Raw genomic sequence first — 23334 nt, 5'->3', positions numbered from 1 at the left:
TCGCCGGGCGCCGCCGGCAGGCGGTGCTCACCGTGATCACGCAAGGGAGATCCGATGGGGTCGTTGGGCTTTTGGCGGTTGGCGCAGGCCGATCCCGAGTGGGTCGCCGCCGTCGATCCGGACGGCGCGCAGTACTCCGCGGGCGACCTGCTGGTCCGCTCGAACCGGCTCGTCCACGGGCTCCGCGAGCTCGGCCTCAAGGACGGCGACGGCATCTGCGGGCTCGTCCCGAACGGCGTCGAGGGGCTCGTCCTCTACCTGGCGGCGCTCCAGGCCGGCTGGTACTACACGCCGATCAACTGGCATCTGACCGGCCCGGAGATCGGCTACATCGTCGCCGACAGCGAGGCCAAGGCGTTCTTCGTGCACGAGCGGTACGCCGCCGAGGGCGTGCGCGCCGCCGACGAGTCGGGGCTCGAACCGCACCGCCGGTTCGGGTTCGGGAAGGTCGAGGGCTTCCGGCCCTACGCCGAGCTGGTGGACGGGCGGCCGGACACGCTGCCGGAGAACCGCAGCGCCGGCGCGACCATGCACTACACGTCCGGCACGACGGGACGGCCGAAGGGCGTCAAGCGCGCGCTGAACGGGCTCGACCCCGACGACAGCGCTGAGCTGATGACGTTCCTGCTCGGCCTGTTCGGGATGACGCCGGGCCGGCCGGCGGGCGGCGAGAACCAGGCGCACCTGATCACGTCGCCGAACTACCACACCGCCGTCACCCAGTTCGGCGGGACGGCGCTGCAGATGGGCCACACCCTCGTCTACATGGACAAGTGGGAGGCCGAGGAGACGCTGAAGCTGATCCAGGAGCACCGGGTCAGCAACACCCACATGGTCCCGACGCACTTCAAGCGGCTGCTGGCGCTGCCGGAGGACGTGCGGAGCAAGTACGACGTGTCGTCGATGAAGTGGGCGATCCACGCGGCGGCGCCGTGCCCCGTCCCGATCAAGCAGCAGATGCTCGACTGGTGGGGCGACTGCATCTGGGAGTACTACGCGGCCACCGAGGGCGGCGGCACGATCGCCAGCCCGCAGGACTGGCGCGCCCACCCCGGCACGGTCGGCAAGGCGTGGGCGATCAGCGAGCTGCTCATCGTCGACGACGACGGCAACGAGGTCCCGACCGGGCAGCACGGCACCATCTACATGAAGATGGCCGGCGTCCAGTTCGAGTACAAGGGCGACAAGGAGAAGACGGAGAAGAACCGCCTCCGCGACTTCTTCACGGTCGGCGACATCGGCTACCTGACCGAGGACGGGTTCCTGTTCCTGTCCGACCGCAAGGCCGACATGATCATCTCGGGCGGCGCGAACATCTACCCCGCCGAGATCGAGAACGAGATCACCCTGCACCCCAAGGTCGCGGACGTCGCCGTGTTCGGCATCCCCGACGACGAGTGGGGCGAGCAGATCAAGGCCGTCGTCGAGCCCGCCGAGGGCGCCGAGCCCGGGCCCGAGCTGGCCGAGGACATCCTGACGTCCCTGGAGGGCCGGCTGGCGAAGATGAAGTGGCCGAAGACCATCGACTTCATCGAGACCATGCCGCGCGAGCCCAACGGCAAGCTGCTCAAGCGCAAGCTGCGGGACCCGTACTGGAAGGACCGCGACAGTGCCATCTGAGACCACGCAGCCGTCTGAGACGGCGGTCAACCACGTCGTCGAGTTCCCCGGCGGCTACACCCGCTCGGTCGGGCCGGTGATCGGGCGCTTCCTGAGCGAGCTGCGCGACGGCCGGATGGTCGGCGTCCGCACGGCGGCCGGGCGGGTGCTCGTCCCGCCGTCGGAGTACGACCCGGAGACCGGCGAGGACGTCACCGGCGAGTTCGTCGAGGTCGGCCCGGCCGGGACCGTGACGACCTGGTCGTGGGTGCCGAACCCGGCGAAGGAGCACCCGTTCGACCGGCCGTTCGCGTGGGCGCTGATCCGCCCGGACGGCGCCGACACGGCGCTGCTGCACGCCCTCGACCTCGGCGTCCTCGAGGCGGGCGCGAAGCCCCCGAAGACCCTGAAGACCGGGATGCGGGTCAGGCCGAGGTACCGCGCGGAGCGGACCGGGACGATCGGCGACATCGAGTGCTTCCAGCCCGAGGTCACCATGATCAATCCGCAGGCGAGCCTGGAGTACCGGCTGAAGGGCGGGCAGGCGCTCGGCCGGTTCCTGGAGGGCGTCTCCGAGGGCCGCCTCATCGGGCACCGCTGCCCGGTGTGCGAGAAGGTCATCGTGCCGATGAAGGGGTTCTGCCCGCGCGACGGCGTCCCCACGTCCGAGGAGGTGGAGCTGCCGGACACCGGCACCGTCACCACCTTCGCGGTCAACAACATCCCCGACCCGCGCGCGCCCGAGGTGCCGTTCGTGTCCGGCTACGTCCTGCTGGACGGGGCGGGCCTGACGATGCTGACGCTCATCGCGGGCGTCCCGGCCGACCAGGTCCGGATGGGCATGCGGGTGAAGGCGGCGTGGCGGCCCCGCGAGGAGTGGGACCGGTCGATGGCCAACATCAAGTGGTTCGAGCCGACCGACGAGCCCGACGTCCCCTTCGAAGAGATCAAGGACTTCATGTAATGCGTGATGTCGCAGTCGTCGCGTTCGCACAGAGTCACCACGCCGCCGAGGACCAGGGGATCGCGGAGACCGAGATGGTCCTGCCGGTGATCACCGAGATCAAGGAGCGGACGGGGCTGTCCCGCTTCGGGTTCACCTGCTCGGGCTCGTGCGACTACCTGCAGGGCGCGCCGTTCGCCTTCGTGTCCGCGCTCGACACGCTCGGCGCGTGGCCGCCGATCTCCGAGAGCCACGTCGAGATGGACGGCGCGTGGGCGCTGTACGAGGCGTGGGTGAAGCTCCAGCTCGGCGAGATCGACACGGCGCTGGTGTACGGGTTCGGCAAGTCGTCCCAGGGCGACCTGCGCGCGATCATGACCCAGCAGCTCGACCCGTACACGCTGGCGCCCCTCGGCGTCGACCAGGTGTCGATGGCGGCCATGCAGGCGCGCGCGTACCTGGAGCGCGCGGGCGCGAAGGAGGACGACCTGCGCGCGGTCGCGGCGCGGTCCCGGGCGTCCGGCCGCGACAACCCGTTCGCGCTGCACCTGCCGGACCCCGAGGGGGACGACTACGACGTGGCGCCGCTGCGCCCGTACGACGTCGCGCCCGTCACCGACGGCGCGGCGGCGATCGTCCTCGCCGCCGGCGACAAGGCGCGGGAGCTGTGCGAGCGGCCCGCGTGGATCACCGGCATCGACCACCGCACCGAGCCGCACGCCCTCGGCGTCCGCGACCTGACCCGGTCCGAGGCCGCCCGCATCGCGGGGGAGAAGGCCGGCGCGGCCGGGGTCGAGGTCGCGGAGCTGCACGCGCAGTTCAGCCACGAGGAGCTGATCCTGCGCGAGGCGCTCGGCCTCGGCGACGGCGTGACGGTCAACCCGTCCGGCGGGGCCCTGTCGGCGAACCCGGTGATGGCGGCGGGCCTCATCCGGATCGGCGAGGCCGCGTCCCGCATCCACGACGGGACGGCGTCCAGGACGCTCGGGCACGCCGCGTCCGGCCCCTGCCTGCAGCAGAACCTCGTCTGCGTGATGTCGGGAGAGAAGAACAATGGCTAACCCCTGTGCGGTCATCGGCGTCGGGCAGACCCAGTACAAGACCAAGCGGCTGGACGTGTCGATGGCGGGCCTGCTGCGCGAGGCGGCCCGCCGCGCCCTCGACGACGCCGGGCTGACCTGGAAGGACATCGACGCCGTCGTGGTCGGCAAGGCGCCCGACCTGTTCGAGGGCGTGGTGATGCCGGAGCTGTTCCTGGCGGAGGCGCTCGGCGCGACCGGCAAGCCGCTGATGCGGGTGCACACGGCCGGCTCGGTCGGCGGGTCGACGGCGATCGTCGCGGCGAACCTGATCCAGTCCGGCGTGCACGAGCGGGTCCTCACGATCGCGTGGGAGAAGCAGTCGGAGTCGAACGCGACGTGGGCGCTGACGGTGAACGGGCCGTTCACGACGTCCCTGGTCGTCGGCGCCGGCGGCTACTTCGCGCCGCACATCCGCGCCTACATGGCCCGGTCGGGCGCGCCCGACCACATCGGCACGCTCGTCGCGGTGAAGGACCGGCAGAACGCGCTGCGCAACCCGTACGCGCACCTGAAGATCCCCGGCATCTCCCGCGAGATGGTCGAGTCGACGCCGATGCTGTGGGAGCCGATCCGCTACCTGGAGACCTGCCCGTCGTCCGACGGCGCCTGCGCGATGGTGCTGGCGTCCGAGGACGCGGCGAAGAAGGCGCCGGGCAAGCCCGCGTGGGTGCACGGCACCGCGATGCGGTCGGAGCCGATGCAGTTCGCGGGCCGCGACAACGTCAGCCCGCAGGGCGGCAAGGACGCGGCGGCGGACGTGTACCGGCAGGCCGGCATCACCGACCCGCGCCGCGAGCTGGACTGCGCCGAGGTGTACGTGCCGTTCTCCTGGTACGAGCCGATGTGGCTGGAGAACCTCGGGTTCTGCGGCGACAACGAGGGCTGGAAGCTCACCGAGGCCGGCGCGACGGCGTTCGACGGGGACATCCCGTGGAACCCCTCCGGCGGCGTGCTGTCGTCCAACCCGATCGGCGCGTCCGGGATGATCCGGTTCGCGGAGGCGGCGCTGCAGGTCCGCGGGCAGGCCGGCGAGCACCAGGTGGACGGGGCGCGGCGCGCCCTCGGCCACGCCTACGGCGGCGGCGCCCAGTTCTTCGCGATGTGGGTCGTCGGCGGCGACAAGCCCTGACCCGTCCCGGCTCCCGTCTTTCCCTGTCCGTGTTCCCCTGGGGGCGACCCCAGACACCGTAGGCGCGAATACCCACCCTCCGGAGGACGTCCGATGGAGTACAACCACGCCGATCTGTTCGAAGGAGTCGCGGACGCGATCGGCGACCGCGTCGCGGTGGTCTGCGGCGACCGGCGGCTCACCTACGCCGAGCTGGACGAGCACGCCAACCGGCTCGCGCACCATCTGGAGTCGGCGGGCGTGCGGCCCGGCCAGCACGTGGCGATGCAGCTGTACAACGGCGTCGAGTACGCGGCGGCGCTGCTGGCGGCGCTGAAGATCCGGGCCGTGCCGATCAACGTGAACTACCGGTACGTGGAGACGGAGCTGCTCTACATCTACCGGGACTCCGACAGCGTCGCGCTGCTGTACGACGTGGAGTTCGAGGACCGGGTCGCCGCGACGGTCCCGGAGGCGCCGGAGCTGCGGCACCTGATCGCCGTGGGGGGCGCGCCGTCGATCGACGGCGCCGTCCGCTACGACGAGGCGCTGGCGGCGCAGCCGGGGACGCGCGGGTTCCCGGCCCGCTCGGCCGACGACACCTACATCATCTACACGGGCGGGACGACCGGGATGCCGAAGGGCGTCATGTGGTCGACCGAGCAGATGCTGCTGGCGTTCTGGAACCCGACGTTCCCGCGCCCGCAGAAGCCGGAGGACGTCGTCGACCTGGCCCGCAACGGCGGGCCGATGATCATGATGCCGATCGCGCCGCTGATGCACGGCGCCGCCCAGATGGCCACGTGGATCGCCTGGTTCATGGGCGCCACGCTGGTCTACGCGCGCAAGTTCGACGCGGCGGAGATCTGGCGGACGATCGAGCGGGAGAAGGTCAACTCGCTGACGATCACCGGGGACGCGATGGCGATCCCGATGGCGGAGGAGCTGGCGCGCGGCGGGTACGACACGTCGTCGCTGCTGGCGTTCGTGTCGACGGGCGCGATCCTGACCGGGACGGTCCGCGACCGGATCCGGGGGCTGCTGCCGAACACGATGATCCTGGACCGGTTCGGGTCGACGGAGTCGGGGTCGACGGCGGAGGCGACGGCGGGCTCCACGCCGGAGAAGGGCCTGAAGTTCGCGCCGGACGTGGAGAACGTGACGGTCCTGGACGACGCGCTCCAGCCGGTGAAGCCGGGGTCCGGGGTGATCGGGCAGGTCGCGCGCACCGGCCACATCGCGCACGGCTACTACAACGACCCGGAGAAGACGGCCCGGACCTTCCCGGTCGTCGACGGGAGGCGGTGGCTGCTCACCGGCGACATCGCGACGGTGGAGGAGGACGGGACGATCGCCGTCTACGGGCGGGGGTCGCAGGCCATCAACACCGGCGGCGAGAAGGTGTTCCCCGAGGAGGTCGAGGCGGTCCTCAAGGGGCATCCGGGCGTGTACGACGCGGTGGTGACGGGCGTTCCGGACGAGCGCTGGGGCAACCGGGTCGCGGCGGTGATCCAGCCGTCGGGCGAGCGGCCGCCGGTCGAGGAGCTGGACGCGCACTGCCGCAGGGAGCTGTCGGGCTACAAGGTGCCGCGCGTGTACGCGTTCGTCCCGGAGATGAAGCGGTCGCCGGCCGGGAAGGCGGACTACCGGTGGGCGAAGCAGGTCGCGGGCGAGGCGGCCGGCGGGTGAGCGGGGCCTGCGGGTGAGCAGGGCTCATGGGGGAGCGGGGCCGGATAGGGGGCGGCCCCGAACCTTCGTGGGATCCGGGGCCAGGAGCGGACCGCCTGTTTAGTGGTCCTAACAAAAACCAGTTTAGTGGCGCTCCGTTCCTGCCCGGTTCCTCCGCGGTGTCTCGTTCGACACAGCCGGGGACCGTCCCCCGGCTGGTCCGTTCCGTCCGCGGCGCACTAGACTGAGCCTCTCTAATTCAGAGAAATGAACGAGGGGTGGGGCGTGGCGATCCCGGACCGCGAGCGGATGATGGCGGAACTGCAGGCGGGGATGCAGCGCTCCACGATGTTCACCGTGCTGCTGCACCACGCGACCGCGAGCAAGGCGGGGATGAACGTCACCGACGCGCAGTGCGTCAACGCGCTCACCCTGGACGGCCCGCAGACCCCCGGCCGGCTCGCCGAGCTGATGGGCATCACCACCGGCGGCGCCATCACCGCCGTGATCGACCGGCTGGAGAAGGCCGGCTACGTCAAGCGGACCCGCGACCCCGACGACCGCCGCCGCGTGATCGTCGAGCTCGTCCCGGAGAACGTCGCCCGGTTCGGCGAGTACTTCGAGCCCATCGCCCGCGTCTTCCGCGAGCGCCTCGCGACCTACACCGACGAGCAGATCGCCGTCCTCCTCGACTGGATCAGGTCCAACAACGCCGCCATGCCCGGCGTGATCGAGCAGGTCCGCGACCTGCCCTGACCCTCCGCCGACCCGCGGCGCGGCTCACCGGGCGGTGAGGCGGCCGCGCAGCAGGGCCATCAGGGTGGCGTGGACGTCGGCGAAGGAGCGGTCCGGGTCGAGGGCGCGCCAGTCGAGCGCGACGGTGAGCACCATGCCGAACACCGCGGAGGCGGCGGTGCCCGTGTCGAGGTCCGCGCGCAGGTCGCCCGCCTCGACCGCGGCGCGCAGCACGTCCGCGACCGCGCCGATGGCCCGCTCCCGGATGAGCCGGGCGGTGCGCTGCCAGTCGCCGCCCGACCGCCACGTCTCGGCGATCAGCAGCCGCGCGAACGACTCGTGCTCCCCGATGAACGCCAGCTCGGCGCTGACCACCGCCTCCAGCGCCTCCAGCGGCGGGCGGCCGGACGCGGCGTCCCGCAGCGCGGCGGCGAGCCGGTCCACCCCGTACTCCAGCAGCGCCGCGAACAGCGCCGCCTTGCTGCCGAAGTTGTAGTAGACGGTGCCCTTGGCGACCCCGGCGCGCTCGGCGATCTGGTCGACGGTGGTGGCGGCGAGCCCGCTCTCCGCGATCAGCTCGATCGCCGCGGTGAACAGCTTCTCCCGGGTCGCGCTGCGCGCCACGTCCCTGCCTCCCACGATCGGGCGTCTAGAGCTCCAGCGCCGGGTGCAGGCGTTTCATCGTCCACACCCGGTTGTGCCGGACGGCGAGGGCGGTGAGCGCGAGCCCGCCCGCCAGGAACGCCGCCAGCACCGCACAACCCTGCCATACCGAGGTCAGGTCGCCGCCGCTGATCAGGTGCCGGACGGCGTCGACGACCCACGGCATCGGCAGCCACGGCCGGATCGCCTGGAAGAAGCCGGGGCTCGTCTCGATCGGGTAGGTGCCGGCGGCGGAGGTGAGCTGGAGCATCAGCAGCGCCAGCGCGATGATCCGGCCGATCGGCCCGAACCGGGCGTTCACCCACTGGATCACCGCGAGGAACGCGGCGGACGCCAGCACCAGGAAGCCGGCGAGCCCGGCCCAGTGCTCGGCGCGCAGCCCGAGCGCGAAGTGCAGGACGGCCAGCACGACGCAGGCTTGCGCGGCGCCCACCGCGGCGGCGGGCAGCCAGCCGGCGAGGGCGACGCGGCGGCCGGGCGCGGTGCCCGCGAGCGCGCGCGGGTTCAGCGGCCGCAGCAGCATGTAGATGATCATCCCGCCGACCCAGAGGGACAGCGGCACGAAGAACGGCGCGAAGCCGGTGCCGTAGTTCGGCGCCTTGTTCTCCGTCGAGGACGCCAGCCGGACGGGGTTGCTCATCATGTCGTCGCGCGCGTTCCGCTCGCCGTCGCCGTAGGACGGGACCTGCGCGGCGCCCTCGTCCAGGCCGCGGGCGAGCTTCTGGTCGCCGTCGGCGATCTGCGCGAGCGCCGTCTCCAGCGTGACCGCGCCGCCGGAGAGCCGCCCGAGCCCGTCCTCCAACTGCCCCGCACCGCCCGACAGCGCGCCCAGACCGCTCGTGAGCTGCGACGAACCGGACAGCAGCTGCCCGGCGCCCGCGTTCACCCGCTTCGTCCCGGCGTTGAGGCGGTCGACGTCGCGGCGGGCCTTCTCGACCTTCGCGGCGAGGGTCGGGGCGTCCTCGGCGAGTCTCCGGGCGGCCGTCCCGACCGTCCGGGCGTCGGCGGCGACCTTGCGCAGGTCGCCGGTGTGGTCGCGGACGTAGCCGTCCACCTGCCGCGCGACGGCGACGACCCGCGCGGCGGCCCGGGTGAGGTCCTGCCGGACGTTCGCCGGGACCTCCGGGTGGGCGGCGAGGTAGGTCTCCAGCTCGGCCTGTGCCTTCTCGGCCTGCTTCACGGCGGTGCCGGTCCGTTCGGGGAGCCGTCCGGCGCCGTCGGCGAGGACGTCCGCGCCCTGCGCGACCAGCAGCGCGGCCTGCCGGATCTCCGGCGCGCGGTCGCGCAGCAGCGGGACGAGCGTGTCGCCGGCCTTGTCGACGGTGGTGGTCAGCCGCTGCATGCCGGCCGCGACCTGCCCGGTCCCGGTGCGCAGGTCGTCCAGCCCGGACGTCAGCCGCCCGCTGCCGGACCGGGCCTCGTCGATGCCGCCCTTGAGCTTCCCGGCGCCGGACCTCGCGTCGCCCGCGCCCTTCGCGAGCCTCCCGGCACCGTCGTGCGCCTGCCCGGAGCCGTCCGCCAGCTCGCCGGCGCCTTCGGCGGCCTTGCCGAGCCTGGTGTGGAGCTTGTCGAACGACAGGAAGATCTGGTCCAGGTACCCGCGCACCGCGTTCCCGCTCGCGGCGGCGCTGATCTCCTTGAACGCGGCCTGCGCGAGCGTCCCGACGACGTAGTTGTTCGCGTCGTTCATCTGGAGCCGGAGCCCCGCCGCCGTCGGCGTCCCGGTCCCGGACGGCGAGGCGACGCGCGCGCTGAAGTCCGCCGGGATCGTCAGCGACATGTAGTACTTCCCGGACCGGACGCCCTTCGCGGCCTTCACCGCCGAGACGGTCTTCCAGTCGAAGACCTGCCGCTTCTTCAGCTCGTCCGCGAGGTCGGCGCCCGCGTGCACGGTCCTCCCGCCGGCCTTGGCGGGCCGGTCCTCGACGACGAGCGCCACCGGCACGTGCCGGAGCCGTGCGTAGGGGTCCCAGAACGACCACAGGTACAGGCCGGCGTACAGCAGCGGCAGCAGCACCAGCCCGGCCAGCGCGATGCGCGTCAGCCGGTTGCGCGCGAACCGGCGCAGTTCCAGACCGCCCGGCGTCAGTGCGGGAAGCCTCATCGGGGGGATCTCCTGTGTCTGATACGGGGCGGGTCAGGGCAGCCGGACGGTCTGGGCGATGCCCTCGGCGGGGGCCGGGTCGTGGCAGGTGGCGATGACGGTGACGCCGGAGTCGGCGATGGCGCGGAGGCGTCGCCAGAGCGCGCGCTGCCGGTCGGGGGGAAGGCCCTCGTCGACGTCGTCCAGCAGCAGGAGCCGGGGTTCGCCGACGAGCGCGAGCGCGGCGCCCAGGAGCTGCGCCTCGTCGGGGTCGAGGTCTCCGGCGAGGGTGCGGGGATCGGCGTCCAGGCCCGCGCGGTCGAGGGCGGCGCGCATCCGGGCGTCCCGGCCCCGGAAGCGGCCGAGGATCCCCTCGTGGAGCGCGAGGGCCTCCCGCACGTGCTCGCGGACGGTCAGCGCGGGATCGAGGCCGGTCACGCCCGGGACGATCCCGAGCGCCGCGATCCGCTGGACGGCCCGCAGGTCGTCCAGCGGGACGCCGCCGACGCCCCCGGTGCCGCCGGTCGGCTTCATCCGCCCGCCGAGGGCGAGCAGGAGCGCGGTGCGCCCGGACCCGGCGATGCCGCTCACCGCGGCGAGGCCGCCGGCGGGGACGTCGAGGTCGACGTCGCGGAACACCCAGCCGCGGGCGCCGCGCAGCGACAGCCCGCGGGCGCGGACGGCCGCCGCGCGGCTCCCGGCGGCGCCGCGTCCGGCTCCGGGACGGCCCCCGCCAGTCCCGGAGCCGCGGGAGGGTCCAGAGACGGCCGCGGCGGTCCCCCCGGCCGCGGCGACCGCCCCTGGAGTCTCGGATGCCATCGGAACCTCCGCGGAGCGTTTTTGCACTGACTGGTCAGTACAAAGGTAGCTCTGCCGGAAAACCGAACACATCCGACGAATCGGTGACATCAGACACGTGACCGCTCCGCCGCCCGCCACACAGGTCAACAGGGGTGACCTCGGTCACATCGATTCACCGGCGCACGGCACTATTGGACGATGAGTCTGATCTGCCAGACTCCGGGCATGACCGACTCGTCGCGCGCCACCCGCCGGCTCGCCGCCCTCATGGCGGGGATGGGCGCCGCCCACCTGATCGCCCCGAAGCCGTTCGACGCGCTCATCCCCAGGCGGCTGCCCGGACGCCCCCGGACCTGGACCTACGCCAGCGGTGTCGCCGAGCTCGCGTGCGCCGCGGCGGTCGCCCTGCCCCGCACCCGCCGCGCCGGCGCCCTCGCCACCGCCGGGCTCATGGCCGCGGTCTTCCCGGCCAACGTCAAGATGGCCTACGACTGGCGCGACAAGCCGCTGCCGCTCCGGGCCGCCGCCCTCGGCCGCCTCCCTTTCCAGGCGCCCCTCATCGGCTGGGCCCTCCACGTCGCCCGCAACGCCGACTGAGCGCACCACCCGGACCGGAGCGACGGCGGGCCGGACCGCGCGCCGCCGCGTTGGCCCGGCACGGGCGGGGATGACATGATTTCCGCCGTCCCCAACGCGACGGGCCGGGAGGGCCGACCGTGGAACCAGTGCGTCCTGAGGATCCGGCGGAGATCGGCGGGTATCCGGTGCTCGCACGCATCGGGGCGGGCGGCATGGGCCAGGTCTACCTCGGCGTCACCGGCGGCGGACGGCACGTCGCGCTGAAGGTGATCCGGGACGACTTCGAGAACCCGCAGGCGCTCGCCCGGTTCCGCCGCGAGGTCGCGACCGTCGAGCGGGTCCGCAGCCGGTTCGCCGCCGCGATGGTGGGCGCCGGGCTGGACGCGCCGCCGTACTGGCTGGCGACCGAGTACGTCCCGGGCCCGACCCTCCGGCAGGCCGTCGCGCAGTACGGGCCGCTGCCGCCGGACACCTGCCTGCGGCTCCTCGCGGCGCTGGCGGAGGGCCTGCTCGAGATCCACCGCCAGGGCGTGCAGCACCGCGACCTCAAGCCCGGCAACGTGATCCTCGCGCCGGACGGCCCCCGGCTGATCGACTTCGGCATCGCGCGCGGCGAGGGGCAGACGCAGATCACGCAGACCGGCGCGTGGAACGGCACGCCGGGCTACGTCGCGCCCGAGGTGGTGCGCGAGCAGCTGCCCCTCCCGGCCTCCGACGTGTTCTCCCTCGCCGGGACGGTCGCCTACGCCGCGACGGGGCGGCCGCCGTTCGGCGGCGGGCGGATCGAGGCGATCATCCACCGGACGCTGAGCGGCGAGATCGACCTCGCCGGCGTCGACCCGCGCGTCGCGGACCTCGTGCGGGAGTGCGCGCGGAAGGAGCCGGGCGAGCGGATCACGCTGGAGCGGCTCGCCGCGTCGGCGGCGGGCGCCGGCGCCCTCGCGCAGGACCCCGCGTACCGGCGGCTGGTCGGCGCGCCCCCGATGCTGCCCGCGACCGTCGCGCAGGCCGCCGCGGCCGGGCTCGTCCCGCCCGACCGCGCGAGGACACCGGGCCTGACCGGCGGACGCCGCCGCGCCGCCGTCATCGGGGCGGGGGCCGGGGTCGTCGCCGTCGTGCTGGCGGTCGCGCTCGCCGCCCGCTTCGGCTTCGACGGCAAGGACGGCGGCGGGCACCCGGACGCGGGCGGGCCGTCCGCCACCCGCTCGGGCGCGGGCCCCGTCGCGCGGACGAGCGGCCCGGCCGGGACGGGCGCGGGCGGATCCACGCGCTCGCCCGCCGCGGGCAAGGCCGGCCCGGGCGGCGTCCCGCCCGACAGGATCCTGGTGAAGCAGCCCACCGACGACTTCGGGCGGCTCGCCTGGACGAAGGCGAACGCCAACTGCCTGCCGGCCATCCGCCCGGAGAGCGACTCGCTCGCGACCGAGCTGCAGACCTCCACGCCGCGCACGCCCTACACGGCCAAGAGCGTCGAGCTGGGCGCCCGCTTCAAGTACGACTCGCCGCCGCGCTACTACCTCGCGGTCCAGGTCCGTCCGCCGGCGGGCATGGGCGGGAACACGATCACCGGCGTCGTCACCAGCAAGCCGGTCAAGTACCCGGGCGGCAGCCAGTGGCTCTACGTGCACTACCCCGCGGACTTCAAGTGGAGCGGCTCCGGAAGCGAGGCGTACGCCCTCGCGACGGGGGATTGGACGGTCATCTGGCTGCACGTCCACCCGAACGGCGACGCCTACTACCTGGGCTGCGACGGCTTCACGGTGAAGTGAGAGGGCCGGTCCGCCCCGGACGGGGCGGACCGGCCGAGGGCGCGGCTACTTCTGCGCCCCGTACTTCGCGGACGTCTTGGCCAGTGCGGGGTAGCCCTGGTACTTCGAGTACGAGTCGAAGATCGCGGTGTTGTTGCCGGCCGCGGACGGCAGGCCCGCGCGGAAGTCGGCGACCCCGTTGAGGATGCCGTTCCAGCCGCAGCCGGACGACTTCGGCACCGCGAACGCGTTGTCGACCGGCGTGGAGGCGAGGACACCGTCGCCGATGTCGTGCGGCCCGACCCCGGTGATCGGCTTGTTAGGCGGCGGCGGGTCCGTCGTCACGTAGGTGAGGTTCAGCACGATCGGGTCGGTGTCGCTGCCGATGAAGCAGGTGTCGCCGAGCAGCGGGTTGATCGTCTTGATCTTGAGCTTGAGGCGCAGCGCGACCGTGCCCTCGGGGGCCAGCTCCGGGTCGGCGGCCAGCTGGGGCTGCGCGCTGATCTGCAGCAGCGGGATGAAGTCGGAGCCTTCGATGCCGAGCACGCCGCCCTTCACCCGCTGCGGCTCGGCCCGCATCGGGCCGAAGACGGCCCACTGTTCGAGGGTGACCGGGTCGTAGCCGTTCGCCCAGGTCATCTTGATGGGCTGGGTGATCGTCTGGTCGATGTTCCCGATCTTCAGCTCCCCGCCGCCGATCACCGTCACGGTGCACAGCGCGAAGGTCGGGTCGTAACCGGGCGGCAGCTGGTCGGCGGTCGGGCAGTCGCTGAAGTCCAGGCCGGGCGGGACGTCCGCGCTCGCCGGCCGGGACAGGCCGGCGACGGCCAGGGCGGCGAGCCCCGCGCCGAGCGCCGTGGCGGTGAGCCGCCTGAAGGGTGCTCTCATCGTGTCAACTCCATGGGGGGTGAAAGGCCCGCGCCCCACGGCGGGGGGTGCGGGCGCGGGCCGGTTGCGGCGCTGCCGTCGCGCCGGGCTACGGGAGTTCGGTGTAGGTCTTGTAGGCGACGTACTGGTTGAAGATCGCCGTGTTGTGCCCGGCGGCCGAGGGCAGTCCGGCGTACAGGTTGACGGCCCAGTTCTCGACGCCGAGATCCAGTCCGCAGCCGTCGGCCTTCGGCACGGCGAAGGCGTTGTCGACCACGGTGGTCTTCAGCACGGTCGGGTTGGTGCCGACGACCTCGGGCGGCGTACCGGAGATCGGGGTGTTCGGCGGCGGCGGGCTCGTCGTGCCGGGCGTGAGGTGCAGCGCGATCGGGTTCGCGTTGGACCCGATGTAGCACTTGCCGCCGAGCAGCGGGTTCTGCACGTTCACCTTGAGGTTCAGGTTCAGCGTGCCGCCGTCGGTGTTCAGACCGCCCGCGTACTGCGGCTGGGCGTAGATGGCCGTGACGAACGGGTCGCCGAACAGCCCCGGCTGCACCTGGAACCGGCTCGCCTTGAACGAGCCGAAGATCGTGTACTCCTCCAGCGTCACGGGGTCGAAGCCGGTGGTGTAGGTGAGCGTGATCGGGGAGGAGATCGTCTCCTTGATGGATCCGAGCTGCATCGTCCCGCCGGTGGTGACGGCGACGTTGCACTGCGCGTACGCCGGGTCGGCGCCGGAGGGCAGGGCCGGGCAGGCGGAGAAGTCGAAGGACGGCAGGGTGTCGGCGGACGCGGCGGGGGCGGTGGCGAGCCCGCCGAGCAGGCCGCCGGTGACGGTGAGGGCGGCGGCGCCGGCCTGGAGGCGGCGGCGGAGGGAGAGGCGCATGGGTGCTCCGGGCGAAGGGGCGGGACGGGCCGCGGTCGCGGCCCGTCCCGTGGGGGTGGGGTGGGGTGGATCAGCGGGGCGGGATCACGGGCCGAGGACCAGGTCGGCCCCGCCCGGGTCGGTGACGATCTGGAAGTTGCCGTTGGCCGAGGCCGAGGCGGGGCACCGGGAGTCGCCGGAGATGAACTGCAGCGACTGGCCGGCGAGCTTGCCCTGCCCGTGCGGGTTGCTCGGCACCGGCTTGTTGGCGTTGGTCGGGTTGTAGACGTTGATGGTCAGCGCCGTGGAGGTCGTCAGGCCGTAGTGGCACTCCATGCTGGAGATGCCCCAGGCGGGCAGGGTGAGGACGGCCTTGACGTCCACCGAGGGGTTCGGCGCGTTGATGGTGATCGTGCCGTCGCGGTTGCTCGCGTGCGTGGAGTCGTAGTCGACGTGGCCGCCGGTGTAGGGCATGTTGAGCGCGGTGACCGTGGTGGTGCCGCCGCGGTTGTTGGTGCAGCCGGTCAGCGACACGCTGTTGAGCTGCCCGCCGGTGCCGTCGGACTTGGTGTAGGCGCCGAGGGACGCGCTGGTGCAGGTGTTGATGATCGAGCCGAGGCTGCTGAGGCCGGACAGCGTCACGCTGCCGAGGTTGGTGGCGAGCACGTTGCCGGTGTAGGGGGAGCCGCCGGAGGTGATGGTGCCGGACGCGAGCGCGGAGCCGGTCATGCCGATGAGCAGCGCGGTCGATCCGACGAGCGGAATGGCGATTTTGCCGAGCTTTCTCATTGCTGTCTCTTTCAGGGTGGGAGACGCGGGGGCACGACGTCCGCACGGTCTGGGCCCGGGACCGCGCCGGTGGACATCGCGGCAACCGGACAGAACCATGAATGACGGCGTTCATCAAGAGGGGGGCCATTCCGGCGGGGCCCTCGACCGGGTTTCAGGTTTCGGGTTATGGCGCCAGTCGGCGTCCGAATATGGCCGACGCTCCGGTGTGATAGCGGTCACGCTGCGTGGAGGTCGGCGGCGAACGCGCAGCGTGCGCGGTGACCGGTGGCCGCACCGGATCTGACTGACCGGTCATTCCGGTTCCCGGTCCGGCTGGCCGCATCCGGCCACCGGTTTCGCCGACCTTTCCGGTCGCCGCTGGCATCGCGGGCTTCAACTGGACCAATGCGCTCCGGCGGAGGCGCGTGCGGGCATCCGGACGGGCCGGGCGGTGCGCATCCGGCGCTCATGAAAAACGGCAGCGTTTCTGGAAATTGCACGGCCGCCGCCAACTCTTGCGAGCCTCCCGGAATGGCCGCCCGGCGTCGCTACGCCCGCCGGGACGCCTGCGCCTCCGGCGCGGCGGATTCCGGTTCGCGGGGCGGGGCGTCCGGGCCCCAGCGGTCCGGATCCGGCACGGCGAACGTGTGGAGCAGTCCGTCGCGCAACTCCGGCAGCGTGGCGGTCTCGCCGCGCGCGATCCGCGAGTACGCGACCTGGTAGATGCCGCCGACGATCGTCTCCGCCATCAGCTCGGGACTCGGGTAGTGCGGGAAAAGCTCGTGCATGTTGTCGGTCACGACCTGCGCGAAGGCGGCCAGCGCCCGGTCCCGGCGCTCGACCGCGAGCGGGCCCGCCGACATCGACTCCACGATGCACATCCGCGCCGCGCGCGGGTTTTCGGACAGATAGCCCAGCAGCGCGCCCAGGCTCGCGCGCACGCGCCCGGTGGCGTCCGGCTCGCCCTGATAGGCCGCGACGACGCGGTCCATCATCTGCTCGACGATAACGTCACTGGCGCGTAGAAAGGCGTCGTCCTTGTTTTTGAAATGGACATAGAACGTCGCTCGGGAAACGCCCGCATCGGCGATGATGGAATCGACGGTCAGGCCGCGGTAGCCGGCGGTCCCGGCGATTTCCACGACGGCGGCGAGAATGCGCGCGACCTGGTGCCCGGCGACGTAGTCGCGGGACAGCCGGTGCCGGCCGGAGGGAAGCCGGCCGCGTGCCCGCCCGCGCCCGTCCGCGCCGTCGCGCTCCATGCCCACCCCCGCTCGCGTCGCCACTCCGGCGGATCGTCTCATGCCGGACCCCGACCGCCCAGAGCGCGCCCCCGCCTCCGTCGGGTCGTGGCGTGCCGCCCTCAGCCGGGCCGGACAGGGGCGACACGCGACGACTCAACGGACGGCGATCATGGCGGAGCCGTGGCCGAACAGGCCCTGGTTCACCGCGATGCCCGCGCGGGCGCCCTCCACCTGGCGGCCCTCCGCCTGCCCGCGCAGCTGCCAGGTCAGCTCGCAGACCTGCGCGATCGCCTGCGCCGGGATCGCCTCGCCGAAGCTCGCGAGGCCGCCGCTCGGGTTCACCGGGATCCGGCCGCCCAGCGCCGTCGCGCCGGACCGCAGCAGCTCCTCGGCGCCGCCGACCTCGCACAGCCCGATGTCCTCGTACCAGTCCAGCTCCAGGGCCGTGGACAGGTCGTACACCTCGGCGAGGGACAGCTCGTCCGGGCCGATGCCGGCCTCCTCGTAGGCGGCGTGCGCGATCGCGGCGCGGAAGGGGCGCTCCGGCTCGGGCACCGCGAGCGCGGAGTCGGTGGCGAAGTCGGGCAGGTCGACGACCGTCTTGGGGAACGTCGGCGTCACCGTCGACAGGCCGGACAGCCGCACCGGGTCGGCGATGCCGTGCCGGCGCGCGAAGTCCATGGACGTCAGCACCAGCGCGGCGCCGCCGTCGCTGGTCGCGCAGATGTCCAGCAGCCGCAGCGGGTCGGCGACGACGGCGGACTCGCGGACGTCCTCCAGCGTCACCTCCTTGCGGTAGCGGGCGTTCGGGTTGGCGAGCCCGTGCCGGGCGTTCTTCACCTTCACGGCGGCGAAGTCGTCCAGCGTCGCGCCGTGGATCTCCATCCGGCGGCGCGCGTACAGCGCGAAGTAGATCGGGTTGGTGGCGCCGAGGAGGCGGAAGCGCAGCCAGTCCGGGTCGTCCGGGCGGTCGCCGCCGACGGGCTTGAAGAAGCCCTTCGGTGCGGCGTCCGCGCCGACGACCAGCGCCACGTCGCACAGCCCTGCGAGGATCTGCGCGCGCGCGGACGCGATGGCCTGCGCCCCGGACGCGCACGCCGCGTAGCAGCTGGACACCCGCGCGCCGTTCCAGCCGAGCGCCTGCGCGAACGTGGCGCCCGCGACGAACCCCGGGTAGCCGTTGCGGATGGTGTCGGCGCCCGCCACGTACTGGACGTCCGGCCAGGTCAGCCCGGCGTCGGCCAGGGCGGCGCGGGCCGCCGCGAGACCGTACTCGACGAAGTTGCGCCCCCACTTGCCCCACGGGTGCATGCCCGCGCCCAGGACGGCGATGTCGCGGTTCGCGCTCACTTGACGGGCCTCCACATCCAGACGGTGTACTCGGCCTCGCCGTCCTCGTAGAGGACGCCCTCGGTCAGCTCGACCTCCATGCCCACCTCGAGGTCGTCGACGGTGTGGCCCGGCGCGACCTGCCCGAGCACGACCATCTTCTCGGCGTCCAGCTCGACGGCCGCGACGGTGTAGGGGACGAACGGGTCGGGCGAGACGTACGGGGCCGGCGGCTTGTAGCGCGCGTCCGCGTAGGACCAGATGCGCCCGCGCCCGGACAGCGCGTGCTCGGTCAGCTCCGAGCCGTCCTTGGGGCCGGTGCAGCGCGGGTTGCGGCAGGCCAGCTCGTTGCGCGGGAAGTACGGCGTCCCGCAGGACGAGCAGCGCGTGCCGAGCAGCCGCACGTCCCCGCTCTCGGTGGTGAACCAGCCCTCGATGGCCGGAAGACGTTTCTTGGCGGTGGTCGTCACGCGCGTACGGTAACAACCAAGCGCCCGCTCACGGCCGGTCGTGTCCCACCCAGCGGACGGTTCTCATCCCGGCGGCGGCCGGCAGCGCGACGCCGAGCAGGACCAGGACGTACAGGGCGGTCCCCGTCCAGCGGCCGTGCTCGTAGGCGACGCCCCCGGCGGTGCCGCCGACGCTGCTGCCCAGGTAGTAGGCGAACAGGTACAGGGCGGACGCCTGCGCGCGGGCGGTGGGCGCGCGCCGCCCGACCCAGCCGCTGGCCACGGCGTGCGTCCCGAAGAACCCGACCGTGAACACCAGCAGCCCGGCCCCGACCAGCGGCAGGACCGCGGGGAGCGTCAGGCACAGCCCGCACGCCGCCAGCACCAGCGACCCGACGAGCACCTTCCGGCGCCCGGCCCGGTCCGCCAGGAGCCCGGCCCGCGCGGACGCCGCCGACCCCGCGACGTTCGTCACGGCGATGAGGCTGACCACGGCGTACGGCAGGTGGAACGGGGCGTCCAGCAGCCGGTACGTCAGGAAGTTGTAGACGGTGACGAACCCGGCCATCGCGGTCAGCGCGATCAGGTACAGGCGGCGCAGGCCGGGGTCGCGCAGGTGCGCGAGCAGCGGCCGGTAGTCGACGCGGGACGGCCGGAAGAACCGCGACGGCGGCAGCAGCAGCCAGAACGCGATCGTGAACGCGAGCGCGAGGAACCCGGTGGCGGCGAGCGCCCACCGCCAGCCCGCGACGTCGGTGACCAGGCCGGGGACGAGCCGGCCGAGCACGCCGCCGATCCCGGTCCCGGCGACGTAGCGGCCCATCGCGCCGCCGAGGTGCCCGCCGTGCACCTCGTCGGCGAGGTAGGCCATCGCGACCGCCGGGACCCCGGCGAGCGCGAGCCCCTGGGCGGCCCGCACGGCGGCGAGCGCGGTGAACGAGCCGCACAGCGGGATCAGCAGCCCGACCAGCGCGGCCGCGACCGACGACACGATCATCACGCGGGTCCGGCCGTACCGCTCCGACAGGGAGCTGACCGGGACGACCGCGATCGCGACCGCGCCCGTGGCGAGCGAGACGAGCAGGCTCGACCGGGCGGGGGAGACGCCGAAGCTCTCCGACAGCTCCGGCAGCAGCGCCTGCGTGCAGTACAGCGACATGAACGTGGTGAGCCCGGCCGCGAACAGGGCGAGGTTGACGCGGCGCAGGCCGGGCGAGCCGAGCCGGTGCCGTTCCGGGACCTCCAGGGGCGGTGCGACGGTCATGGAGTCCAGCGTCCGCCTCATGTTCTCATGCGTCCAATGACGATTTGTGCGGTAACCGATGCGGATTCATCATGGATGCATGGATCTGCAGAGTGTGCGGTGGTTCCTGGCGGTCGCCGAGCATGGCCACGTGACGAATGCCGCGTCCGAGCTGCGCGTCTCCCAGCCCGGGCTGTCGCGCGCCATCGCCCGCCTCGAACGCGAGCTCGGCGTCCCGCTGTTCGACCGGGTCGGCCGCGGCGTCGCGCTGAGCCGGTACGGGCGGGTGTTCGCCGAGCACGCGCGGCGGCTCGCCGCCGAGGACGAGGCGGCGCGGCGCGCCCTCGCGCAGGCCGCCGACCCGGAGCGCGGCGAGGTGTCGCTCGCGTTCCTGCACACGCAGGGCCCGTCGTTCGTCCCGGACCTGCTCCGCCGGTACCGGCGCGACCACCCCGGCGTGGCGTTCCGGCTGAGCCAGGACAACTCCGAGCGGCTCGCGGCGATGGTCCTGGACGGCCGCGCCGACCTCGCCATCACCAGCCCGCCGCCGGCCGACCCGTCCCTGACCTGGCGCCCGCTCGTCACCGAGCGGCTGGAGCTGGCCGTGCCGGCCGACCACCGGCTGGCGCCGCGCCGCGCCGCCCGGGTACGGGACGTGCTGGACGAGCCGTTCGTCGCCTTCCGGCAGGGCACCGGGCTGCGGGCGCTGACCGAGGAGCTGTTCGAGGCGTGCGGCGCGCGGCCGAGGGTCGCGTTCGAGGGGGAGGAGCACTCGACGGTCCGGGGACTGGTCGCGGCGGGGCTCGGCGTGGCGATCGTGGCGCCGCCGCCGGCCGGCGAGGACGTCCCGGGCGTCCGGCGCCTCGCCCTCGCCGACCCCGGCGGCGTCCGGACGATCGGCCTGGTCTGGGCGTCGGAGCGGACGCGCCCGCCGGTGGTCGAGGGGTTCCTGGCGTTCGTGCTGGAGCGGGGCGGTGAGCTGCGCGGGGCCGCTAACTGACTCGTCAGTCACTTCGGTACAGTGAACGACCGAGCCTGATTCTGTTGTCGGGCCCGCGCCCCGCGCGGAGCCCGCCGAGAAGGGAAGTTGCGGATGCGGACTGGACTTCAGGGCAAGACCGCTCTGATCACCGGGGCCTCCCGGGGCATCGGGAAGGCGATCGCCGTCGCCCTCGCCGCCGAGGGCGCCAACGTCGTCATCTCCTCCCGTAAGCAGGAGTCGCTGGACGCGGTCGCCGAGGAGATCCGCGCGGCCAGCCCCGGCGTCGGCGTGCTCCCGAAGGCCGCCCACGTCGGCCACGCCGACGAGGCCGCCGCCTGCGTGGACGCCGCCGTCGCCGAGTTCGGCGCCGTCGACGTCCTCGTCAACAACGCCGGCACCAACCCCTACTTCGGCCCGATGGCCGACATCGAGCCCGCCGCCGCCGCCAAGACCGTCGAGATCAACCAGTTCGCGATCGTCCAGTGGACCCAGCTGGCCTGGCGCGCGTCCCTCCGGGAGCGCGGCGGCGCGATCATCAACATCGCCTCCGTCGGCGGCATGGTCACCGAGCACGGCATCGGCTACTACAACGCCACCAAGGCCGCGGTGATCCACCTCAGCCGGCAGTTCGCGATCGAGCTCGCGCCGAAGGTCCGCGTCAACTGCATCGCCCCCGGCCTGGTCAAGACCCACCTCGCCCGCGCCCTGTGGGAGAACAACGAGGAGCAGATCGGCAAGCACATGCCGCTCGGCCGCATCGGCGAGCCCGAGGACATCGCCAACGCCGCGGTGTTCCTCGCCGGCGACGCCTCGTCCTGGATGACCGGGCAGACCCTGGTCGTCGACGGCGGTTCCACCGTCCGGCCATCGATCGCCTGAGGAGGGCGCACATGTCTCGCTGGGGACTGACCATTCCGCTGACCGGCGTCCCGCTCGCCGAGCACCGCGAGATCGTCGCGGGCCTGTCCGAGCTGGGCTACACCGACGCCTGGTCCGCCGAGACCAACGGCACCGACGCCTTCACCCCGCTCGCCCTCGCGTCCCAGTGGGACCCGGCGCTGCGCCTCGGCCCCGCGATCGTGCCGGTCTACACCCGCGGCCCCGCGCTGCTGGCCTCGCACGCCGCCACCCTCGCCGACCTCGCGCCCGGACGGTTCGTCCTCGGCATCGGCACCTCGTCCGACACGATCGTCGAGCGCTGGAACGGCATCCCGTTCACCGAGCCGTACAAGCGCACCCGAGACACCCTCCGCTTCCTGCGCAAGGCGCTCGCCGGCGAGAAGGTCAAGGAGGACTACGAGACCTTCTCGGTCAAGGGCTTCAAGCTGGAGAACGCCCCCGCGACGCCGCCCCCGATCGTGCTGGCCGCGCTGCGCCCCGGCATGCTGCGGCTCGCCGCCCGCGAGGCCGACGGCGCCATCACCAACTGGCTCGCCCCCAAGGACGTCCGGACGGTCCGCGGCGCCCTCGGCGACGAGCCGGAGCTGGTCGCGCGGCTGTTCGTCTGCCCGACCGCCGATGCCGAGGAGGCCCGCGGGATCGGCCGCTGGATGATCGCCGCCTACATGAACGTGCCCGTCTACCGGGCGTTCCACGAGTGGCTCGGCCGCGGCGAGGCGCTGCGCCCGATGAACGAGGCGTGGGCCGCCGGGGACCGCAAGAAGGCCCTGGAGGCCATCCCGGACGAGGTCGTCGACGACCTGATCGTGCACGGATCGCCGGAGGCGTGCCGGGCGCGGATCCGCGAGTACGTCGACAACGGGCTCACCACCCCCGTCCTGGCGATCGTCCCGGGCGGCGGGCTGTCGCCGGCGGAGGCCGTGCGGGCCCTCGCCCCCAACGCCGGCTGAGGCGGATCCGGCGCGCCGGCCGGGGGATTCGTCGCTCTTCGGGGCCGGACGTTCGCCCGCCGTGATGGTTTACCGCACCTCGCAGCGGGGAGGGTGGGGCAGACCCCCATCCGAAACGAACCCATGAGACGTGAGGAGCTGATCGTGCTCACGCTGACCAGCGGTGCCGTCCAGGTCATCAATACCGTGACCGCCAGCCCGGAGCTTCCGCCGGAGACCGGCATCCGCATCGAGTCCGGAGTCGATGGCTCGGACGCGCTGCGGCTCTCGGTGGCACCCGCCCCGGAGGCCGGAGACCAGGTCGTCGAGGAAGAGGGCGCCAAGGTCTACCTGGAGCCGAGCGTCGCCCAGCTGCTGGACGACAAGACCCTGGACGCCCAGGTCGACCCGCAGGGCGACGTGGCGTTCACCATCGCCGAGGGAACGGCCATGTGACGTGACCGCCCGCCCTCCGGGGCGGGCCCGAGACGAGGGGCCGGGGTGCCGATCCGCGCGATCGGCGCCCCGGTTTCGTCCCGTCAGCGGACGGCCGCCACCACGGCGATCACGGCGAAGACGAACGCCGCGGTCGTCAGCAGGAGGAAGGCGGCGATCACCGCGCAGGCCAGCCCGCGCGGCTGGTCGCGCCAGGTTCCGTAGCGGTCGCGCACCTGCCCGTCCAGCTCCCTCCGCCGCGCCCGGCGCCTCTCGTCCTCCGGGTCCTGCGATGGCGGCGTCGTCACGGT

The 23334-nt window shown here is 73.1% G+C and carries 23 protein-coding genes; 12 read left to right on the top strand and 11 right to left on the bottom strand.

The window, feature by feature from the left end; all coding sequences use genetic code 11:
* Positions 1-54 precede the first annotated feature (54 nt).
* From J4557_RS19770 to J4557_RS19745, 6 genes are all read left to right on the top strand, one after another.
* A complete protein-coding gene (locus J4557_RS19770; protein ID WP_208268205.1) occupies positions 55-1620 on the top strand; it encodes an acyl-CoA synthetase in 1566 nt (521 codons plus the stop codon).
* Positions 1610-2563: a Zn-ribbon domain-containing OB-fold protein gene (locus tag J4557_RS19765; protein ID WP_307800082.1), complete on the top strand. Its 954-nt coding sequence runs from the start codon at positions 1610-1612 to the stop codon at positions 2561-2563. Before J4557_RS19770 ends, J4557_RS19765 begins: the two co-directional genes overlap by 11 nt.
* Complete coding sequence (locus tag J4557_RS19760) at positions 2563-3603, top strand: thiolase family protein (protein ID WP_208268204.1); 1041 nt, start codon at positions 2563-2565, stop codon at positions 3601-3603. The genes J4557_RS19765 and J4557_RS19760 overlap by 1 nt, the downstream gene beginning before the upstream one ends.
* Entirely contained in the window at positions 3596-4753 is a 1158-nt protein-coding gene (locus J4557_RS19755; RefSeq protein WP_208268203.1) for a thiolase family protein, read from the top strand. The genes J4557_RS19760 and J4557_RS19755 overlap by 8 nt, the downstream gene beginning before the upstream one ends.
* Positions 4754-4846: 93 nt before the next feature.
* Complete coding sequence (locus tag J4557_RS19750) at positions 4847-6421, top strand: acyl-CoA synthetase (protein WP_208268202.1); 1575 nt, start codon at positions 4847-4849, stop codon at positions 6419-6421.
* 246 nt (positions 6422-6667) lie between these two features.
* Positions 6668-7156 (top strand): MarR family winged helix-turn-helix transcriptional regulator, encoded by a 489-nt coding sequence (locus J4557_RS19745; protein WP_208268201.1) that lies wholly within the window; start codon positions 6668-6670, stop codon positions 7154-7156.
* Positions 7157-7180: 24 nt separating this feature from the next.
* Here the strand turns inward: J4557_RS19745 and J4557_RS19740 are convergent, their stop codons facing one another.
* The 3 genes from J4557_RS19740 to J4557_RS19730 are packed head-to-tail and all read right to left on the bottom strand — an operon-like array spanning position 7181 to position 10700.
* Positions 7181-7774, bottom strand: a complete 594-nt coding sequence (locus J4557_RS19740; RefSeq protein WP_307800080.1) for a TetR/AcrR family transcriptional regulator — start codon at positions 7772-7774, stop codon at positions 7181-7183.
* A 10-nt stretch (positions 7775-7784) separates the two neighbouring features.
* Positions 7785-9902, bottom strand: coding sequence for a YhgE/Pip family protein (locus J4557_RS19735; protein ID WP_208268200.1), 2118 nt, complete (start codon positions 9900-9902; stop codon positions 7785-7787).
* 33 nt (positions 9903-9935) lie between these two features.
* A complete protein-coding gene (locus tag J4557_RS19730) occupies positions 9936-10700 on the bottom strand; it encodes an ATP-binding cassette domain-containing protein (protein WP_208268199.1) in 765 nt (254 codons plus the stop codon).
* 207 nt (positions 10701-10907) lie between these two features.
* Here J4557_RS19730 and J4557_RS19725 point away from each other — a divergent pair, with 207 nt between their 5' ends.
* Both J4557_RS19725 and J4557_RS19720 read left to right on the top strand, forming a co-directional pair.
* Positions 10908-11279 carry a DoxX family protein gene (locus tag J4557_RS19725; RefSeq protein WP_208268198.1) on the top strand — a complete coding sequence of 124 codons (372 nt, stop codon included), beginning with the start codon at positions 10908-10910 and terminating at the stop codon, positions 11277-11279.
* Between the two features lie 128 nt (positions 11280-11407).
* Positions 11408-13030: a serine/threonine protein kinase gene (locus tag J4557_RS19720; protein WP_208268197.1), complete on the top strand. Its 1623-nt coding sequence runs from the start codon at positions 11408-11410 to the stop codon at positions 13028-13030.
* 45 nt (positions 13031-13075) lie between these two features.
* On the opposite strand, the gene J4557_RS19715 is transcribed toward J4557_RS19720, so the two are convergent.
* From J4557_RS19715 to J4557_RS19685, 7 genes are all read right to left on the bottom strand, one after another.
* The gene (locus J4557_RS19715) at positions 13076-13897 is read right to left on the bottom strand and encodes a hypothetical protein (protein WP_208268196.1); all 822 of its coding nucleotides are present in this window, start codon (positions 13895-13897) and stop codon (positions 13076-13078) included.
* A gap of 88 nt (positions 13898-13985) precedes the next feature.
* Positions 13986-14762, bottom strand: a complete 777-nt coding sequence (locus tag J4557_RS19710; RefSeq protein WP_208268195.1) for a hypothetical protein — start codon at positions 14760-14762, stop codon at positions 13986-13988.
* Between the two features lie 84 nt (positions 14763-14846).
* Positions 14847-15530: a hypothetical protein gene (locus J4557_RS19705; protein ID WP_208268194.1), complete on the bottom strand. Its 684-nt coding sequence runs from the start codon at positions 15528-15530 to the stop codon at positions 14847-14849.
* 530 nt (positions 15531-16060) lie between these two features.
* Entirely contained in the window at positions 16061-16774 is a 714-nt protein-coding gene (locus J4557_RS19700) for a TetR/AcrR family transcriptional regulator (protein WP_208268193.1), read from the bottom strand.
* A gap of 135 nt (positions 16775-16909) precedes the next feature.
* On the bottom strand, positions 16910-18067 hold the full coding sequence (locus tag J4557_RS19695) for a lipid-transfer protein (RefSeq protein ID WP_208268362.1): 1158 nt from the start codon (positions 18065-18067) through the stop codon (positions 16910-16912).
* Positions 18068-18102: 35 nt separating this feature from the next.
* Positions 18103-18555 (bottom strand): Zn-ribbon domain-containing OB-fold protein, encoded by a 453-nt coding sequence (locus J4557_RS19690; protein ID WP_208268192.1) that lies wholly within the window; start codon positions 18553-18555, stop codon positions 18103-18105.
* A gap of 28 nt (positions 18556-18583) precedes the next feature.
* A complete protein-coding gene (locus J4557_RS19685) occupies positions 18584-19798 on the bottom strand; it encodes an MFS transporter (RefSeq protein WP_208268191.1) in 1215 nt (404 codons plus the stop codon).
* Positions 19799-19877: 79 nt separating this feature from the next.
* Here J4557_RS19685 and J4557_RS19680 point away from each other — a divergent pair, with 79 nt between their 5' ends.
* From J4557_RS19680 to J4557_RS19665, 4 genes are all read left to right on the top strand, one after another.
* Positions 19878-20777: a LysR family transcriptional regulator gene (locus J4557_RS19680; protein WP_208268190.1), complete on the top strand. Its 900-nt coding sequence runs from the start codon at positions 19878-19880 to the stop codon at positions 20775-20777.
* Between the two features lie 93 nt (positions 20778-20870).
* The gene (locus tag J4557_RS19675; RefSeq protein WP_208268189.1) at positions 20871-21638 is read left to right on the top strand and encodes an SDR family oxidoreductase; all 768 of its coding nucleotides are present in this window, start codon (positions 20871-20873) and stop codon (positions 21636-21638) included.
* Between the two features lie 11 nt (positions 21639-21649).
* The gene (locus J4557_RS19670; protein ID WP_208268188.1) at positions 21650-22609 is read left to right on the top strand and encodes an LLM class F420-dependent oxidoreductase; all 960 of its coding nucleotides are present in this window, start codon (positions 21650-21652) and stop codon (positions 22607-22609) included.
* Between the two features lie 123 nt (positions 22610-22732).
* Complete coding sequence (locus J4557_RS19665; RefSeq protein ID WP_194737570.1) at positions 22733-23044, top strand: Fe-S cluster assembly protein HesB; 312 nt, start codon at positions 22733-22735, stop codon at positions 23042-23044.
* 83 nt (positions 23045-23127) lie between these two features.
* Here the strand turns inward: J4557_RS19665 and J4557_RS19660 are convergent, their stop codons facing one another.
* Complete coding sequence (locus J4557_RS19660) at positions 23128-23331, bottom strand: hypothetical protein (RefSeq protein ID WP_208268187.1); 204 nt, start codon at positions 23329-23331, stop codon at positions 23128-23130.
* Positions 23332-23334: the final 3 nt, after the last annotated feature.

Origin of the sequence: Actinomadura nitritigenes (assembly GCF_017573545.1) — a bacterium.
Taxonomy (GTDB): domain Bacteria; phylum Actinomycetota; class Actinomycetes; order Streptosporangiales; family Streptosporangiaceae; genus Spirillospora; species Spirillospora nitritigenes.
This window is presented reverse-complemented; position numbering and strand designations above follow the sequence as displayed.